This window comes from Hydrotalea sp. AMD (assembly GCF_004100315.1).
Lineage (GTDB): Bacteria > Bacteroidota > Bacteroidia > Chitinophagales > Chitinophagaceae > Hydrotalea > Hydrotalea flava.
This window is the reverse complement of record NZ_SCKY01000002.1, coordinates 247,892-264,729: the sequence shown is the minus strand read 5'-3', so window position 1 is coordinate 264,729 and position 16,838 is coordinate 247,892. Positions and strand designations below refer to the sequence as shown.

Genomic DNA, 16,838 nt, shown 5'->3' with positions numbered 1-16,838 from the left:
GGCCGGAATATTTTTTTCAATCAACCCACAGATCAAGTCCCATTGTTCGTTTGTGATATCCATAAATGTCGTTTCTCTTATAAACGGCAAATTCATTCAATTTATTACAAAAAACATACTTTTGAGACATGCTCTAGTAAAAGTCTTAGCGAACTTGAAAAATTAGGCTGTTTTACAACAAGGATTGAACAACGAAGAGGATTTAAAACAAAGGTATTTGAGGTAACTTATAATCTTTTTATTTTGCTTAATGATATTGAAAGAAAGGCAAGAAATACGAAATTAAGGTAAGAATCTATCTTTTCTGTATATGAAGTAATTTGTATAATATTTTGCTTTATTAGTTTAGGCACTTGTCATAAACCAGGAATAGTGGTTTATTATATGAATATAAAATTAAACATTTGTCTACCTTAAACCCTACTGTTTTTGGGGGAGCTCACCCCTGTAAAATATCATAGATTTATTTTGGCCTTAACTGATCATGCAAAATTGGTGAAAACTTGTTTTTCGTTTTTTTAAAATTATTTAAGTTTACGTGCTGTTATTGTTTTAAATTCATTACAATTGTCGTTTGTATTTTGGATCAAAATCAACCATCCACTCAATGCCGTACTTGTCTCTAAACATACCAAAATAGGAACCCCAAGGACTGTCGCCAATAGGCATTTCTATTTTCCCACCTTCTGAAAGCCCATTAAATAATTTATCAGCTTCTTCCTTGCTTTCTGCACTTATAGAAATCTTACTTCTTGTCTCATTTTCGTTGTGCCTGCCCATAAATTCGGGCGTATCACTGGCCATTAGCACGTTATGTTTACCAATGGGCAAAGCAATATGCATAATTTTATTTTCTTCACTTTCTGCAATAGGATGTTCGGGATTTGAAAAGTCTTTGAAACGCAGTATCATCGCAAATTCACCTCCAAAAACTGACTTATAAAAGGTAAATGCTTCTTCTGCATTTCCGTTAAAATGAATGTAAGGATTGATTTGTGCCATTTTATTTTTTATTTTATTAAATTTAATACTAATTTTTAAATAGTGTTAGTAGGTAAGTGTCTTTGTAAAATTACAGCAACAAAGTAGCAAAACGACAACTCCATAATCAATAAACACCCGGATAATTTACCGGTTTCGTTTAACAGGCGGCTTCATTGTTGGCGCTACGCAGCCAACGAAGCCTTAGTTGTTATGGGCTGTTATTCTAATAGTTTAACATTATACATCAACATCATGTCACTATAATCGACATATACTTGAAGCCTACCGTTTTGAGAATTTAGCTTTAGCCATCTAACATGACATCTTAATCCATTTGCATCAACACAAGCATATTCAAAAGTGTCGTCACCATCACTATCTGTATATTTTTCATAAGTTTGATAAATGTCATAAACTTGAGTCTCTTTGCTGTAAATAGTAATCCTGTTTTTATCCAAATCAAAAACAATTAATATATTAACCTCGGTAGGCTCACTCCATTTAGTCCAACCATAAGTTCCTTTTGTCTTTAAACTAAAAATTGACGAACGAAATTTCATTACTTGTCCGAAGCTAATGTTTAGATTACAAAGTAACAATGCCATTAATAAATACTTTTTCATAAAATATTATTTAATTATCATTTTGAATTTGATACACTTTTCTATCTTCTCCATCAATTGTACAAGAAGCATCTTCTTAAAGCTTAGCAGGTGTTATATGGTCGATGTCAAGCCAACCACCATTAGGAAAGTCAATTTGCACAACTTCACAATCTTCTACTTCAACGTCTAATGTGTATGTTTGGCTGTAACCCGTTTCTGGATTGTAGTAATTAACTGTTGCGGAATATGTTCCGTCTTCAAATTTGCAACCTGAATTTGAAGAATATTCGTCATTATCTTCGTTACTTTCTTCTTCTTCTGAATAATTAGATGAGTTACTTTCATAATTTCTGTTGTCGTAGCTACTTGTATAGTAGTCGTTATTTTGTTTTTCAGATTTTGAAGAACACGAAGTTAGAATCGCTGTTAGTGATATTCCGATGAATATGTATGTCAAAAAGTGATATGTGTTCATTACTCAAAAATTTTGTCATACCATTTTGAAACATCGTCCCTGATTAGGTCATAATACTTGTATATTATCAAAGCCAAATTAAATTCTGCTCTTTTGCTTTTGCTCTCGTTTATGGTAAAATAGCCGTAAAAATTGCCGTCTTTGTCCACAACTACGGGTGGGTTTGAACTATACTTGTTCCAAGGTGAGTATGAGTTGTATTCGTTTCCATATGTTCCATACTCATTCCATATTGATTTTGAATTGTAACTATTTCCGTAAGTTCCATATTCATTCCAAATAGAATTATTGTCGTAACTGTTGCAGTTTAGACAACCAAGATATTCATCGTGATTTTCTCCACCGTAAAGATGTAGCGTTTGTCCAAATGTCGTTGTCGCTGAAATAAAAATTAAAGCAATCAAAAATATTTTTCTCATTGTCGTCCGTTTTGCTCGTTTGTAAAATTACTGCCAACGAACAGGGCTTGCTGCAGGTGTGGCATTAGGTCTTATGTATGAGTTGACAGGATACTCGCTTAAATTTAAGAGTAAAATATCCGCTCATTTTAAAACTTCATTTCCATGGCTAAAGTTAATCAATTAGATTTCACAGGTAGTACCATTTTCTGTGGCCTTGATGTACACAAAGTTAGTGTTCCGTCTGCCCGGAGCCGCTGCTGATTGATGAACTAAAAGTACAAGTTAAAAACCAAAAGCCCAATAGCATTCCGTCCAGCCCGGACTGAAGCCGAACAGCGAACTGCCGCTGAAGCTAACAACGTCCAGCCACACTTGCAGCAAACCCCATGTTGGTGGCAGGCTTTTTAGTCTGCCATTTCTTTTTCAAGTTCTGAAAGAATTTTAATGAGTTGCGTAACATCGCTTTTTTCAAGAGTGATAAAGCCACTATAAATATTGTCATCACCAGTCTGCCCAATACTAATAAACACTTTACCGTTGTCATTTAAATAACAATCCATTTCATTATTGTTGTCGTCCGAAAAAACTGTCCTTGTTGCCATAATTTATTTGCTTTTTGCTTTTGTTTTAATTGAATTTAATTTGTTCTCTGCAATCGTTGCAAGATGAGGTGCGCTATAAACATATTCTAAAATAGCACTGCACAATGCATTTACAATAGGAATTTCTTTTTCTGTTAACTCTCCGCTTCCTGCATGTGCACCGATATTCCCAAAGTCTTTCAACCCTGATGCGACTTTGACAAGTTTTTGAGGTATTTCGTTTTTGTCTGCAAGTTCTTTTAGCATTGCTGCTAATGTTCCAGAAGATGCTTGCCGGTCTAAGCAAACTAATTCAAGCAGCCGTCTCATTAAAATGGCGTAAGCATTTACGTCAATAGATTTTACTTTTTCTGCTGCTTTATACGCTGTCAAAATTTTTTCAGGAAGTCCAATAGGATAATTTGCATTTTGAGGATACAAAAAGTCATAACTAATTTCATCGTCGCTTTCCATATCGTCATGCCATGTGTACGAAACAATATTGATTTTTTCACAAGCAGGACACCTCAAAACATTGTAATGAATACCCCATGCGCCAATTGGTCCGTCATCTGGGTCATAATCAGTTTGGTCATCATTTACATTGCCGACTATTTCCATTTTAGCAATGTTGCCGCAGTGTCTGCAAGAGATTAGTTTTGATAAATTCATTTTGAATAATTAGGGTGTGTCCGATAAGCTTGCCACCAACTTATAAATATACGAAACTTTACTATTTGAATGGATTAAGGTTAAAAAATATTGTTGTTCTGATTATCAATACTGTATGACACTTTTGCGAAATACATATACATTTTTACACGCTTTCGTAAAGCCAACTATTTGATTTTTTATTTTTTACATCCTCTCAGTATATGAATACTAATACAGTAACCATTCACTCAAAACCCATGCATCGATTTTTACCCTAAAATAATAATAATTATGAATAAAATCAATTCAACCAAAAAAAATCATAATAAAAGTTAATTTTTTTTTATAATTAATTGAGTATAAATGTTTTATTTTGAAAGAGTATGGCAAAATAGTACACAGTTTCTTTGTAGCAGCATAAGTGGTTAAAAATGGTGTTTAGAAACCAATAAAACGGTATTGATGGCCAGCAATAAACTTGTGTATCAAATAGCTGGGTTACCACTAAAAAACCACCCCGTAAAACTTAAAGGGGGAAAACGTTTAGCCGTGTAGGTGGTAAGAATTGAAAAAATAATACCCCCAATTTTCAATTGCAGCAACAAAGTAGCAAAACGACAACTCCATAATCATTAGCCCCCTAATTTACCGGTTTCGTTCAACAGGCGACTTCATTGTTGGCGGTTCGGCTTTTTTTTCAAAGTGCTTTTTCAATTCGTCTGACTGAAATAGTAATTCCATTTCGCACATTGCTTTCTTAGGATTTTCATTGTCAAAATTTCCAAGAGCAATAGAGTTTGCTAAACCTGTCTTTAGGTTCGGTTTTAATTTCAAATAAATGTCGTCATTTTGTTTCGTGAAGAACTTTTGTGTCTTTTTCGTAATTCTTTAAGTGTTTTTTTAATTCTGTTTCCACACTTGAGCAAGTGTTGAAATACTTTGATGTTTTTTCAAAATGAAGTAGAAACCAAAATTCAAGACAAGGATTATTTACGATTACAACAACGTTTGTATAATTCGTAATAAGGTCTGTTCTATATTCTTCAAATATTTTAAGTGGTGATTTTTTTCCTTTGGGTGCTTCATTTTCTTCCTTGATAACAGTATCAAGATCAATTATCCAAAACACTTTTGTAAATTCTTTGTTTGATAAATCACAAACCAAATTGTATTGCTCTTCTACACTTTTTTTGTTCGGGATTTCAGGCTTTATACTAACACGAATGTCTCGCTCGTTTTGCTGGGCATGTTGATTAAAAAGAATTAAATTTTATATGGACAAAGAACAATCTTGCGAGAGGGAAAGATGATCTTTCATACTATCATCTTTCTCTTTCAAAAGAAAAAAATTAACACATATTACCCCTTTACTTCCTCAGTCGTTAGGTACATAGGATACTTTTGTTAGCCGTTCGTTGTTAATTTTCGCCTTTAAGGTCCATATGTATTTGGTTAAATAAAGCAATTATAATTGAGTAATAAACTTGTCAAGTTATTTGTCTAAGTATTTTAATTGTAAGGAATAAAAAATTATAAATATTAATGGAAAAATGAGTGCTATAAAATAAATAGTGCGAAAAATCATAAAATCAGTTATAATTGAAATACCAATTGTCGGTAAAATTTCACCAATTAACCAAAAATAAAATCCATCTTTTTTCATTTTTCGCATTTTTAATGCACCATAGAAACAAAGAATAATAGCAACTATATTTATTAAAAGAATTGGAAATTTATTTTGAAATGCAATAGTTGCAAATTCTAATGTTCTTTCATTGTATATGTTATTTAAAAATGAATTTTTGCCCGTCTGTTCAATAGCTGTTTTTATTTCTTCAATACTTTCATCGCCAGATACATACTCTTTAATGCTACTATACAAATCGAAGACGCAGCCAATTATAGTAAAGATTGTCAAAGCATTGATTATTGGTGTTATTTTTTTGGTCATTGTTTATTGATTTTTCGTGAGATGTATTCATAATTATATTTTGCTTTATAAAAATGAGGGTCAATAATTAAAGCCTGTTTGTAATCGTTTAAAGCCTCTCTAAACATTCCTTTATTAGTATAAGCAAACCCTCGATTATACCACGCCTCTTTATAATTTTTATCTCTTTCAATATATTTTGTGAAATAATAAATAGATTTATCCCAATCTTCTTTTTTGGCATATGCAATTCCCAAATTATAAATAGCATCTGTATAATTTGCATCAATAGCTAATGATTGCAGATAATAGTTAATTGCTTCATCATAATTCCTGTTTTTTAAAGAATGATTCCCTTGCTCTTTTAAAAATACCTTCTTATCTGTTTGACTCATTGCTATGGTATTTGCAAAATTGAGTAGTATAAAAAAAATTATCTGTTTCATTGAAATAAAGTTTTAATTGCTTCAGTTAATTTTGTCTGTATATTTCCAAAGTTGTCAGGGTGTTTAATGGATATTATGCATTTCCTCGTTGAAGGAGAGATAATTGAATTTTTCACTTCAATTAAGTAACTAATGCTATTGAGACCATAACCATATTTTGTATTTTTTACAATAGATTTTAGTGGCGTTACTTTTATTATGGCATCCGAATTCGTATGATTGATTTTTGCCTCAATTTCTTCTTTAGTAATAAACGAAAGTGGTGTTATAGTGAGCGTATCTAATATATTAATATTATTTTCCTTTAGTGCCAATAATAATTTAGATATAAAGAAATCATCTCTATTTGCTTGTGTAGAAAAATCAAATAACACATAAGAAGTTTTGATTAATTTCTTGTCATTAGAGTTTGTAGAAATTTGATATTTCAGATTCATACATGAATTAAGAAATACAAATGATAACAATAAAATAGTTTCTTTTTTCATTTTTTTAAATTTTAAAATTCAATAGTCCGGTAGTTAATTAAGCAGCCATAGCGCCTATATTCAGGCACCGGCCGTATAGCTTTCTTATTTTATTATACTTCAGATCCAGACCTAAGTTTGAAAAAATAGTTTCTGTCAGGTACTTATTATAGAACCAGATTTTGATGCTTCGCATAGAAAAGGGCGTTTCGTTTTTGTCAGGTAAGTTCGCCCAGCAACTGTACTTCATTAATGAAACCGTCATGAGTGATAAATTAAAATGGTTATACAATTTCGTTTCTGATCGGGCCTGGCATTCTTCCAGACCGGTATATTGTTTGGCATCCCGTATCAAAAACTCGATCTGGAACCGTAACTGATAATATCGGATAATTTTTTCACCTTGCAATTCCGTGTCTGTACTTAACAGAATTACATACCCTTTCCGGGCCTTGCTTTCCAGATGTATCACTTTTACGATACGCTTCAGTGCCACACACCAAACTTTCAACTCAAATCCCTCCATATCCTCATCCTTATAGCAGCGCTTCCATTTACGCTTATCTATTTTCTTCACATTTACCTTTCCCGCATAGCTCCGCTTTCTGCCTCTGCCCGGATTTTGAGGGCCATTATACAGGTACAGCAAATTGGCATCGGGGCGCATCCGCGTAATTACTTCCAACCGCAACAACAGTACCGGGTCAATAAAGGTCTTCTTCATAAAGTACCCATCCACCGCCAGGTACTTCGTGTAGCACAATACTGCCCTCAGATTCTTCTTTATTATACCCACATAATGAGCCACCAATTGGCTCTTCATACCCGCCGGCGTTTGAACCGCCTCTATACTATACGCCGTTGAATCCCCTACATCCACCAGTGCCAGGCAGCCTATTTCCAGTCCAGGCTTTGCCCGTTGATCCTTGCCACTCCAAAACCGGTCTTTACCATAGGTCTTTTTACCGCTCTTCCTAATATAGGATGGATCGAATGCCGCTATGCATTCTTTACCCTTCAGCCCGTTCATCGATCCCTCAAACCAGCTACTGAAATTAATCTTCCGGTTAAACTGCTGACGAATACTCTTTTCTGCATACCCTCCGCCGCCATACCGAAACAGATTCAAAAAGTTGTGACGAACAGGAAGCATCACCCATTTCTCAAAAACCCAATGCAGAAATTTTTGCTGCGGTTTGGTTATTCCTTTTACTTGTTCTATACTTGCATCGATAAAGCGCTTCGCTTTATTAAAGGCGGTTATGTTGTTCTTCACAAAACAGTTTACCGCCTTTTTCCTTTCTATTACTCTACTGTTAACATCTTTTCCCCTCCAAATTTGTTATCCATATCCAATCCTTCTCAACCTTAAAAAACTACCGAAGTATTGAAAATTAAGAGATGGGCTTTTTGAAAACCCATCTCCTTTCTAGTTTACTTTGTTGCGTCAATTAAGGCAAAAATACCAGCAACAATTGAAAGAATTGCTGATAAGATACCCCAAATGCTTAAAAGTGTTGTTAACATACGTTTAAATTTTAAGTGTTAGAAAATAAAGAACAATTTACAAATTTTATTTATACTAAATTTTTTATATCACTATTATTTGATGCTGGTTGTCCTTACAATGACAGCTAACGTTCGAGTATTTGCGAAGGCAGGGAATTCATTGATTGTCCAGCCCGGTACAAATGCCCATTTAAAATATGTTGTTGAAGTTAAGAACTAAAGCTGAACATTGAAAGTCGAGCCCGAACCGCTGCTGATCCCTGCACATAGCTGATGTTACAATGTCCAACCCTGCTTTTGCAAATACTTTTGTTGCATGCCGTTAAAATTTCATTACAACATTTTCAATAATATCCTCAATAAAGGAAATAGCTTTTGTTTCTTTTATTACGACAGTATTTGGATGGGCACATGTGTTTCTAAAGTCAAGTTTTTCGTCTAATATTTTTCTTGTATCGTTTGAAACAATTTTTGCGACACGAAGCAATTCAATAAAGTCAGACTCTTTAATGTCGGAAAAGTTGTCCTTAATTGAAACTACAATTTTCTTGTATTTTCCATGTGTCTGAATTGCATTATTAAATTCTGATAATTTTTTAGCTAATACAAATTCATAAATTGTGTCCATAGTTAAAAGCCAAGTCGTCACTATGGCTGCCCGAAATGATTTTATTTCGAAACAACTAATAGCTTCTTCTAAAAAGGATTGTTGCTCTTTGCTTTTTAATTTTGGAATAAGGTCTCTTAACGTAGTTGAAATGATTTGTTTGTGAGTACTTCCTAAATAAACAGATTCTAGGCTCTTCCTTGCATTTCTTTCAAAAGTATATCCACTTCCTTTTTTAACAAAGGTCGGAGGCTTTTCATCAGTAAGTTTCTTTACTTCATTATTTACGTTTGCAGGAACTCTAAGACTTTCATTTTCGAAGCAACTTCTTATTTGTGAAGGAAGAAAACTGTCCACTTGATGTTCGACACAAAAGAAAAAACTCATTAGTTTAACTTGTTCTTTTTGAGTCAAGTTTTCAAACCCTTCAACTTTGTCTAGTAATTCAGATATTTTTAGTACCATTAGCTTTTCGGTGGTAATTTTTCATCTACGAATATTTCTCCTGTTCTTGCTAACCTCCATTTACCTTCTTCGCCCGGCTCAAAAAAGTCTTTATCATTTTTAGCATTGATAATAATTTGTCGAAGGTGGTTTGGTCGTTTAGGAATAGAGAGTGTACGATAAGCATAGTCAATATTTCCTTCTGAAAAATATTCAGCACCTTTAAGAACTGTGATGTAGTAGCCAATTACGGCAATAACATTTGCTGTGGTTTTACCTGGATTTTTTTCTTTCAAAAAATCTTCTAAAGATGGATTGTCTTTGTCTTTGTGTATATCAAATTTTTCAATAGCAATGTTTTTTGCTTTCGTTGGCTTGCTGACTTTCTTTTCCTTTTTCCCTTTTATTTTTTCCTCATCTTGTTTCGTTTCGGTTTCTTCATCTTCCATATCATCAATCACTTCCTTTTTTGCAGCTGCTTTTTTTGAATCAAGTTTATCCTTAAAAATGTCCAAGTATTTAGAAACAAACTCTTCTGAACCGACAAGTTCTACCGTGCCTTCCTTTAAGTTTATTAGGGCTTTTGTCTCCATGGTTTAGTTTTATTGTTTAAGTTATAGAATGTTTGTCAATTTGAGGGCTGTCAATTAATGGCATGCAACTCAAAAATATACGAATTTTTCCAAGATTTTCTTGTTAAAAAATGAATAGATATTTCTATTGATTCTCAATCAATCATCCCATTTTTGCGAAATACATATTGCTTTTTTTATTCTTTCGTAAAGCACACCTGGCCGGTTTTGATCAATCCGGCCAGGTCTTTGAACAAACTCATAGTATTCGTTAAATCTTGAAGGCTATGCAAGCTTATGCAACGTTCGAGTATTTGCGAAGGCATGGAATTCATTGATTGTCCAGCCCGGTACAAATGAACATTTGAAAATATGTTATTGAAGTTATGAACTAAAGCTGAACATTGAACGTCGAGCACGAACAGCTGCTGATGCTTGCACATAGCTGATGTTTCAATGTCCAGCCCCTGCTTTTGCAAATACTTTTGTTGGCAGAAGTTATAAATAAAGTCAATACTCGCTTTTAAAAAGAAGATACTGACTTAACAATTTTTATTTCATTTATTTTTAGTGTTTTCTTATTTCTTTATAAAATTTATAAAAAAAATAGATACACATGAAGAATATAAAATAAATTGAAATGTACTCATTATTTTTTATTTCTGTTATTGCTTTGTTTATGAAAAAAGCAATAAATAGAAATGGTAAAAAAAAGTACCTAAATGCTCTTGCGTATTTTGTTTTGGAAAGATATTTTTTGTTTATCCACCGAAATATAACCCATACTGCAATAACATAAATTCCGATTAATATAAATTGATTATTTCCCATATTATATAATTAATATTATTTGAGTCCAGGACACTCAGCGTGAATACAATAAGCACAACAAAGAAAATAAACTGGTCCTGTTTCTGCTGTAAGTGCACAAAGAGTTATACACGCATACACCCAATTACTACATGGATTCGATGAAACTGCCATAGTTGCAACTAAACTATTTGTTGATATACTATTAGATACATTTTTAGAAAAATCATATGTCAATCGATTTGTGAATTCAGTGTAAGTAACTTTATTTTTCTGGAAACTACTTAACATCTTACCGACAGTACTTGCCTTTTGCAAATCCGATACTTCACATGAGGTGCAAAAATGATTATCTCCCTGATCATTAATGTTATACCTTAATATAAATCGTGCTGCAGCATTTTTTACTTTAATTGCCTTTTCTAAATATTCTTGTTTACTCATGTTTAGAATTTTCAAAACAGTTGGCAAATCAGAAAAGTTAACTTTTGCTAAATCTACTTTTGAATTTATCAGTTTATTAATAACCTCCAAACTGTTACTAATAATAAACTTATAGTCTTTGTCAGAACTATAAGCAATAATTTTTTCTTGATCCGTCATCGGTTTACTAACTGTTTTTACAAATGTTTTAGAGTAAATATTATCATCTTTAATATTTACACCTTTCTTACTACATGATGATATAATCGTAAAAATTAAGATACACAATAGAGTATTTTTTTTCATAAATGAAACTTTTAATAATTATTCTTACCTTCAGATTAGGCGCTGTTCCAGAATTTTCCGCCGTCGGCAGTTGTCATTTTTTGTTGTCACTCTCTATGATTTAACGCACTCTTGGCTTAGAGGTGTATCCAATTATTTCTGCCAACTCACTTATTTACGAATATTTAGGCGTTCCGCTTTATTAGGTTGAAAAATATTGTTGTATTGATTTTCAAAGTATTATATCACTTTTGCGAAATACATATACATTTTTAAACGCTTTCGTAAAGCCAACTATTTGATTTTTTATTTTTTACATCTTCTCACTATATGAATACTAATAATGTAACCATTCACTCAAAACCTATACACCCATTTTTACCCTAAAATAATAATAAATATGAATAAAAGTGATTCAACCAAAAAAAAATATAATAAAAGTTGATTATTTTTTTATAACTAATTGATTATAAATGTTTTATTTTGAAAGAGGATGGCAAAATAGTATACAGTTTTTTTTGTAGCAGCATAAGTAGGTAAAAAATGGTGTTTAGAAACCAATAAAACGGTATTGATGGCCAGCAATAAACTTGTGTATCAAATAGTTGGGTAACAACTAAAAAACCACCCCGTCAAACTTAAAGGGGGAAAACGTTTAGCCGTGAAGGGGGGTGCATCTGAAATGGAAAACGAAAATCCATTTTCATCAACCTTTAAAGAAGTCTATTACATTTCAAATTTGTAGAAAGTGAAAATTAGTATAACTTAACATGCAATAGAAACGTCCTTATGCTCTAAAATATTTTGACGGAATGATTCAGGTACAATTTGTAAAACAATTCTATAGAATAAAGAATAACACAACAACAAAAGAATGGAAGGTAGTATTCCTTCAAAAATTCTTAAACTTTTCTTTCTCAATAATTTTGTACCTCTATTGTACCTCAAATAATATAAAATCGATGAAAATCAATACCAGTAAAGACTTTTAACATTAGTTCGATTCCTGTTCTGGCACTATGCCGGAAAAAGAGGTTGTCTTAAAAGTGTTTCGCAGCCTCTTTTTACTCGGTAAAGGAAGAAGGGATGGAGAAAACGCTCGTTTATGCAAATCTAAGCCCCTCATTTTGCTATTAATATATCCACTTTCATTTTATTGTTTTACATTATAATAAAATATAATACCTTAAATCACAACCTATCTTATCATTCATTTATTTTTATTTGCACAATAACACTAAAAAATACTCATATCAATTATCTTTATCCGCTAAAACCTGAAAAGCATGTTGAAAGTAGGTGTATTTGGCGTTGGCCATTTAGGTAAATACCATTTAAATAACTGGAAAGAAATAAAAGATGTTAAATTGGTTGGCTTTTTTGATCCCAATAACGATGCAGCCAAAGAAGTTGCCAATCATTATGGCTTAAAACGTTTTTTAGATGAAGATAAATTAATGGATGCCTGCGATATTATTGATGTAGTAGTACCCACCGATAAACATTTTGAAATTTGTATGTCGGCCATTAGAAAGGGAAAACATGTATTTGTAGAAAAACCTTTTACCCATACTATTCAGGAAGCAAAAAGTTTGGTAAATACAGTGAAAGAAGCCAACATTAAATTACAGGTAGGCCATGTTGAACGATTTAACCCCGCATTTCTGGCAATCAAAGATTTAAAGCTGAACCCAATGTTCATTGAAGTGCATCGGCTGGCACAATTTAACCCCAGAGGAACAGAGGTGAGTGTTATTCTGGATTTAATGATACATGATATAGATATTATTTTAAGCTTAGTGAAAAGTGGTGTGAAAAATATTTATGCCAGTGGTGTGGCCGTTATGACTGATACACCCGATATTGCCAATGTGCGCATTGAATTTAACAATGGATGTGTTGCCAATTTAACCAGCAGCCGTATTAGCATGAAAAAAATGCGAAAAATACGCTTGTTTCAAAAAGATGCCTATTATGGTATCGACTTTCTGGAAAAGAAAACCGAAATTATAACCTTGAAACAACCGGAAGACAACAATAGCTTTTCATTTGATATAGAAACCCCCAATGGTACCAAAACAATCGCTGTATCGAATCCGGAAATTGAGCCTGCCAACGCCATTCAACTTGAATTGCAAAGTTTTGTTGATGCAATTAAAAACAATACACCTACTTTAGTGAGTGAAATTGATGGTTTACTGGCGCTGGAAGTTGCACACCAAATACTTACAAAAATTAATAGTAATAATATTGCCATATCTTAAATGTGCGCCAATGTTTTATAAGACTTTGGAAATAAAAAAGCTTGCACGAACTAAAGAAAATGTACAAAGACGACAAACCAAAAGTTTGTTGTACAATGCTGTTAAAAGATTTACTGATATCATACTTTCTTTGTCCGCATTAGTTGTATTGGCCCCTCTCATTATTTTTATTATTATCAGAACCAAACTTTCTTCACCCGGAAACATTTTTTATTTGCAGGAAAGAATTGGTTACAAAGGCATTCCATTTACCATTTATAAGTTTAGAAGTATGTATGCAGATGCTGAAAAAAACGGCCCACAGCTTTCTTCAGATGATGACAAACGCATTACCCCATGGGGAAAAATTATGCGCAAATGGCGCTTAGATGAAATTCCGCAGTTATGGAATATCCTTAAGGGAGATATGTCGTTGGTAGGACCAAGACCCGAAAGGCAATTTTATACCAGCCAACTGATAGAAATTATACCGGATTATGCCGCTTTATTTTTGGTAGAACCCGGTCTTACTTCTTTGGGTATGATTGAATTTGGATATGCATCTAACATCCATGAAATGGTAGAACGTGCCCAATATGATTTAATATATGTACAAAAAAGATCCTTTTTGTTGGATGCAGGAATTATTCTAAAAACATTTCTCATTATTATTTTGGGCAAAGGAAAATAAGCAACGAAATTTTATGCATGAACAATGAATTTCAAATAATACCCGCTCATGCAATTAATACTAAAAAATGGGATGTATGCATAGCCCAATCGCACACCCCGCTTATTTATGCTTATACCCGGTACTTAAATGCACTTTGCCCGCAATGGGTGGGTTTTGTACTCAATAATTATGAAGCCGTAATGCCGGTGCCCTTCAAAAGAAAATGCGGTATTGCTTACTGTTATCAACCAAACTTTATTCAACAATTGGGTTTATTTGAAAAAAATTACAACACCTATCCTATTCATGAACTTTTAAAATGGGTTCTGAAAGAATTTAAATATGGCAATTTATTTATTCCTTTTTATCACCCGCTGCCCAACATTCAAAATTGCACTATTCAGGTTCGGGATAATTTTGTGCTGAACTTAAAGGCTGATTACAGCCAAATTGCAGCCAACTACTCAGGAGATTTGAAAAGGAATCTGATGAAAGCTTACAGCAATCAGTTGGTGTACCACGACAAAACCCATGCGCAATTGATATTAAATCATTTCTACCAGCTTTATCACCCTGCCATGCATTTGAAGCAACAAGATATCACTGCTTTTGCAACACTTTTAATGCAAAACGAAATGCAGTCATGTTTTTTTGTACGAGGTGTGAATGCTGCTAATGGAGTATTAGTTGCGGGAGCCATTTTTCTGAAAGACTGCAACAGAATTTATAATATCATGAATTTTACAACCGAAGCTGGCCGTAAACTGAGTGCCAATCATTATTTATTAGATCAATGTATTCATGAGTTTGCCGGAAAAGCATTGTTATTTGATTTTGAAGGCTCTTCTCAAAAGGGTATTCAGGCTTTCTATAAAAATTTTCATCCCGACCATCACCCCTATTTACAACTACACATCAACCAACTACCCCTGCCTTTCAGGTATTTAAAACAATGATGGATCTTCTAAAAATTTCTGCGCAATTAATAAATCAATGGGCCTTGTAATTTTTATGTTTTGGTATTCCCCTTCAATTAAATGTACGGAAACGCCGGAGTGCTCTACAACAATTGCCTCATCAGTAAACGAAGCTTGGTAAGGCATTTGAAATGCCGGCAATAAAATACTGCTTTTAAAAGTTTGAGGTGTTTGCATTAAATATATTTCATCTCTATTAATGGGGATAGAAGTTTGGCCTTTGAGTTGCCTTATACTATCAGTAGCTTTAATGGCAGGAATGGCGCTTCCTTTTTCTATGGCCTGATGATAACATTGCTGAATAAGTTTTGTACTCAATAAGCAGCGCACTCCATCATGTACAAAAATAACCGCATCTGTTTTCGATGAAATTGCTGCTAAGCCTGATTGTACAGAATGAAACCTGGTATCGCCACCTGCAACAATTTGTATCCGTTGGTATTGAGGCAAGGAACGGATCATTGTTTCTCCTGCTTCAAAATAAGCAGCCGGTAAAACCAAAATCACATGCATATCTTCAAAAGCGGCAAAAAAAGTTTGCAGGGTATACAACAGAATTGGCTGGTTATTGAGCAATAAAAACTGTTTGGGTAAATGCGATCCCATTCGAACACCTGAACCACCGGCTACAATCACTGCAATTTTTTCCATGAAATATTAATCATTAAAATACAAATGTAGCAGTGATTAGAAAAAGTATTGCTATTTTAAGCATAAATAGCTAACTCATAAAATCCTTTACTGTTTTTAGCTGCCCTGTACATACCTGCACTGTTAAATTCCATGGCTATATTGCCGTGAGCATCCACACCAATCATCCCTCCCTCTCCTTTCATGGCTACTAATTTTTTATGCACCACTTCATGCATGGCTTCCTGAAGCGAAAAGCCTTTGTATTCCATTAAACAACTTACATCATGTGCAGCAACTGCACGAATAAACAATTCTCCATGCCCAGTGCAACTAATACCACAGGTTGCATTATTGGCGTAAGTTCCTGCACCAACAACAGGACTATCGCCAATGCGACCATATTTTTTATTAGTCATTCCACCTGTACTGGTAGCAGCAGCAATATTGCCATTGGCATCACAAGCTACTGCACCAACGGTACCAAATTTCTTATCTCTTAACAATTCTTCTAAATGATGGTTGGTATGATCTAAAGAGTAGTTATCACTATCTCGAATGGCCTTCCATTGTTCATACCGAAAGGGGGAGAAAAAATATTCATCGGGTTCTAATTTAACACCTTGTTTAATCGCAAAATCGTTAGCGCCCTTTCCACTTAAAAAAACATGATTGCTATGCTGCATTACTTCAGTGGCAAGTACTATCGGATTTCTTACATTACGTACACCCGCAACAGCACCGGCATTTAAAGTAGTGCCATCCATGATGGCTGCATCCATTTCCTGAACGCCTTTCTTTGTAAAAACCGCACCTCTTCCTGCATTAAACAAAACATTGTCTTCTAATAAAACGATGGCGGCTTTAACCGCATTAATAGCACTGCCGCCATTTTCAAGTACTGCATAACCAGCCTCCAATGCTGCAGCCAGTCCACCTTCATAAGCCTGTTCTAATTCGGGGGTCATATCTTCTTTTAGAATAGTGCCGGCACCCCCATGTATTACCAATGCGTAAATTGACATGCTTGTAGAATTTCAACCCGAAATTATACAAATCAACGAAGTAAAATTTTGAAATATATTTACAGAATGATGAAGAACATGCAATGTATTTGCCAGT

Annotated in this window: 21 protein-coding genes; 4 read left to right on the top strand and 17 right to left on the bottom strand. The window is 33.7% G+C overall.

Annotated elements, in window-relative coordinates:
- The coding region (locus EO766_RS02905; protein ID WP_287100664.1) for a hypothetical protein at nt 1–291 on the top strand (291 nt) is incomplete at its 5' end.
- 270 nt (nt 292–561) lie between these two features.
- Here EO766_RS02905 and EO766_RS02900 read toward each other — a convergent pair.
- The 15 genes from EO766_RS02900 to EO766_RS02830 form a co-directional block, all read right to left on the bottom strand.
- Nucleotides 562–1,002, bottom strand: a complete 441-nt coding sequence (locus tag EO766_RS02900; RefSeq protein ID WP_074421235.1) for a VOC family protein — start codon at nt 1,000–1,002, stop codon at nt 562–564.
- Nucleotides 1,003–1,202: 200 nt separating this feature from the next.
- Complete coding sequence (locus EO766_RS02895) at nt 1,203–1,607, bottom strand: hypothetical protein (RefSeq protein ID WP_143439669.1); 405 nt, start codon at nt 1,605–1,607, stop codon at nt 1,203–1,205.
- Nucleotides 1,608–1,683: 76 nt separating this feature from the next.
- A complete protein-coding gene (locus EO766_RS02890; protein WP_074421233.1) occupies nt 1,684–2,064 on the bottom strand; it encodes a hypothetical protein in 381 nt (126 codons plus the stop codon).
- On the bottom strand, nt 2,064–2,483 hold the full coding sequence (locus EO766_RS02885) for a hypothetical protein (RefSeq protein ID WP_074421232.1): 420 nt from the start codon (nt 2,481–2,483) through the stop codon (nt 2,064–2,066). The genes EO766_RS02890 and EO766_RS02885 overlap by 1 nt, the downstream gene beginning before the upstream one ends.
- A 386-nt stretch (nt 2,484–2,869) precedes the next feature.
- Nucleotides 2,870–3,067, bottom strand: a complete 198-nt coding sequence (locus EO766_RS02880; RefSeq protein WP_143439667.1) for a hypothetical protein — start codon at nt 3,065–3,067, stop codon at nt 2,870–2,872.
- Between the two features lie 3 nt (nt 3,068–3,070).
- Complete coding sequence (locus EO766_RS02875) at nt 3,071–3,718, bottom strand: DUF4145 domain-containing protein (protein WP_074421231.1); 648 nt, start codon at nt 3,716–3,718, stop codon at nt 3,071–3,073.
- 627 nt (nt 3,719–4,345) lie between these two features.
- Nucleotides 4,346–4,534, bottom strand: coding sequence for a hypothetical protein (locus tag EO766_RS02870; RefSeq protein ID WP_074421230.1), 189 nt, complete (start codon nt 4,532–4,534; stop codon nt 4,346–4,348).
- A 10-nt stretch (nt 4,535–4,544) separates the two neighbouring features.
- Nucleotides 4,545–4,901, bottom strand: coding sequence for an RloB domain-containing protein (locus EO766_RS02865; protein WP_353744812.1), 357 nt, complete (start codon nt 4,899–4,901; stop codon nt 4,545–4,547).
- A gap of 291 nt (nt 4,902–5,192) precedes the next feature.
- Nucleotides 5,193–5,651, bottom strand: coding sequence for a hypothetical protein (locus EO766_RS02860; RefSeq protein WP_074421228.1), 459 nt, complete (start codon nt 5,649–5,651; stop codon nt 5,193–5,195).
- Nucleotides 5,648–6,076 carry a tetratricopeptide repeat protein gene (locus EO766_RS02855; RefSeq protein ID WP_074421227.1) on the bottom strand — a complete coding sequence of 143 codons (429 nt, stop codon included), beginning with the start codon at nt 6,074–6,076 and terminating at the stop codon, nt 5,648–5,650. Before EO766_RS02855 ends, EO766_RS02860 begins: the two co-directional genes overlap by 4 nt.
- Nucleotides 6,073–6,564 carry a hypothetical protein gene (locus tag EO766_RS02850; RefSeq protein ID WP_143439665.1) on the bottom strand — a complete coding sequence of 164 codons (492 nt, stop codon included), beginning with the start codon at nt 6,562–6,564 and terminating at the stop codon, nt 6,073–6,075. The genes EO766_RS02855 and EO766_RS02850 overlap by 4 nt, the downstream gene beginning before the upstream one ends.
- Before the next feature lie 37 nt (nt 6,565–6,601).
- Nucleotides 6,602–7,819: a transposase gene (locus tag EO766_RS02845; protein ID WP_074421225.1), complete on the bottom strand. Its 1,218-nt coding sequence runs from the start codon at nt 7,817–7,819 to the stop codon at nt 6,602–6,604.
- A 555-nt stretch (nt 7,820–8,374) separates the two neighbouring features.
- On the bottom strand, nt 8,375–9,124 hold the full coding sequence (locus EO766_RS02840) for a hypothetical protein (protein ID WP_081301454.1): 750 nt from the start codon (nt 9,122–9,124) through the stop codon (nt 8,375–8,377).
- On the bottom strand, nt 9,124–9,696 hold the full coding sequence (locus EO766_RS02835) for a hypothetical protein (RefSeq protein WP_074421298.1): 573 nt from the start codon (nt 9,694–9,696) through the stop codon (nt 9,124–9,126). Before EO766_RS02835 ends, EO766_RS02840 begins: the two co-directional genes overlap by 1 nt.
- An 825-nt stretch (nt 9,697–10,521) precedes the next feature.
- Nucleotides 10,522–11,214, bottom strand: a complete 693-nt coding sequence (locus tag EO766_RS02830) for a hypothetical protein (protein ID WP_074421299.1) — start codon at nt 11,212–11,214, stop codon at nt 10,522–10,524.
- 1,265 nt (nt 11,215–12,479) lie between these two features.
- Between EO766_RS02830 and EO766_RS02825 the strand changes: the two genes are divergently transcribed.
- From EO766_RS02825 to EO766_RS02815, 3 genes are read left to right on the top strand one after another with little or no spacing between them, the layout of a single operon-like run.
- On the top strand, nt 12,480–13,457 hold the full coding sequence (locus tag EO766_RS02825; RefSeq protein WP_074419971.1) for a Gfo/Idh/MocA family protein: 978 nt from the start codon (nt 12,480–12,482) through the stop codon (nt 13,455–13,457).
- Nucleotides 13,458–13,467: 10 nt separating this feature from the next.
- The gene (locus EO766_RS02820; protein WP_074419972.1) at nt 13,468–14,127 is read left to right on the top strand and encodes a sugar transferase; all 660 of its coding nucleotides are present in this window, start codon (nt 13,468–13,470) and stop codon (nt 14,125–14,127) included.
- Nucleotides 14,128–14,144: 17 nt separating this feature from the next.
- On the top strand, nt 14,145–15,065 hold the full coding sequence (locus EO766_RS02815; RefSeq protein ID WP_074419973.1) for a hypothetical protein: 921 nt from the start codon (nt 14,145–14,147) through the stop codon (nt 15,063–15,065).
- Here EO766_RS02815 and EO766_RS02810 read toward each other — a convergent pair.
- Entirely contained in the window at nt 15,054–15,737 is a 684-nt protein-coding gene (locus EO766_RS02810) for a 2-C-methyl-D-erythritol 4-phosphate cytidylyltransferase (RefSeq protein ID WP_074419974.1), read from the bottom strand. The genes EO766_RS02815 and EO766_RS02810 overlap by 12 nt on opposite strands.
- 56 nt (nt 15,738–15,793) lie before the next feature.
- Nucleotides 15,794–16,741, bottom strand: coding sequence for an isoaspartyl peptidase/L-asparaginase family protein (locus EO766_RS02805; protein WP_074419975.1), 948 nt, complete (start codon nt 16,739–16,741; stop codon nt 15,794–15,796).
- Nucleotides 16,742–16,838: the final 97 nt, after the last annotated feature.

What these genes read in the sequence shown, in the direction of transcription:
- EO766_RS02885 (WP_074421232.1), bottom strand. Translation starts at nt 2,483, where the DNA reads ATGAGAAAAATATTTTTGATTGCTTTAATTTTTATTTCAGCGACAACG.
- EO766_RS02815 (WP_074419973.1), top strand. Translation starts at nt 14,145, where the DNA reads ATGAACAATGAATTTCAAATAATACCCGCTCATGCAATTAATACTAAA.
- EO766_RS02805 (WP_074419975.1), bottom strand. Translation starts at nt 16,741, where the DNA reads ATGTCAATTTACGCATTGGTAATACATGGGGGTGCCGGCACTATTCTA.
- EO766_RS02890 (WP_074421233.1), bottom strand. Translation starts at nt 2,064, where the DNA reads ATGAACACATATCACTTTTTGACATACATATTCATCGGAATATCACTA.
- EO766_RS02850 (WP_143439665.1), bottom strand. Translation starts at nt 6,564, where the DNA reads ATGAAAAAAGAAACTATTTTATTGTTATCATTTGTATTTCTTAATTCA.
- EO766_RS02820 (WP_074419972.1), top strand. Translation starts at nt 13,468, where the DNA reads ATGTTTTATAAGACTTTGGAAATAAAAAAGCTTGCACGAACTAAAGAA.
- EO766_RS02860 (WP_074421228.1), bottom strand. Translation starts at nt 5,651, where the DNA reads ATGACCAAAAAAATAACACCAATAATCAATGCTTTGACAATCTTTACT.
- EO766_RS02855 (WP_074421227.1), bottom strand. Translation starts at nt 6,076, where the DNA reads ATGAAACAGATAATTTTTTTTATACTACTCAATTTTGCAAATACCATA.
- EO766_RS02825 (WP_074419971.1), top strand. Translation starts at nt 12,480, where the DNA reads ATGTTGAAAGTAGGTGTATTTGGCGTTGGCCATTTAGGTAAATACCAT.
- EO766_RS02810 (WP_074419974.1), bottom strand. Translation starts at nt 15,737, where the DNA reads ATGGAAAAAATTGCAGTGATTGTAGCCGGTGGTTCAGGTGTTCGAATG.
- EO766_RS02830 (WP_074421299.1), bottom strand. Translation starts at nt 11,214, where the DNA reads ATGAAAAAAAATACTCTATTGTGTATCTTAATTTTTACGATTATATCA.
- EO766_RS02895 (WP_143439669.1), bottom strand. Translation starts at nt 1,607, where the DNA reads ATGAAAAAGTATTTATTAATGGCATTGTTACTTTGTAATCTAAACATT.
- EO766_RS02835 (WP_074421298.1), bottom strand. Translation starts at nt 9,696, where the DNA reads ATGGAGACAAAAGCCCTAATAAACTTAAAGGAAGGCACGGTAGAACTT.
- EO766_RS02900 (WP_074421235.1), bottom strand. Translation starts at nt 1,002, where the DNA reads ATGGCACAAATCAATCCTTACATTCATTTTAACGGAAATGCAGAAGAA.
- EO766_RS02880 (WP_143439667.1), bottom strand. Translation starts at nt 3,067, where the DNA reads ATGGCAACAAGGACAGTTTTTTCGGACGACAACAATAATGAAATGGAT.
- EO766_RS02840 (WP_081301454.1), bottom strand. Translation starts at nt 9,124, where the DNA reads ATGGTACTAAAAATATCTGAATTACTAGACAAAGTTGAAGGGTTTGAA.
- EO766_RS02875 (WP_074421231.1), bottom strand. Translation starts at nt 3,718, where the DNA reads ATGAATTTATCAAAACTAATCTCTTGCAGACACTGCGGCAACATTGCT.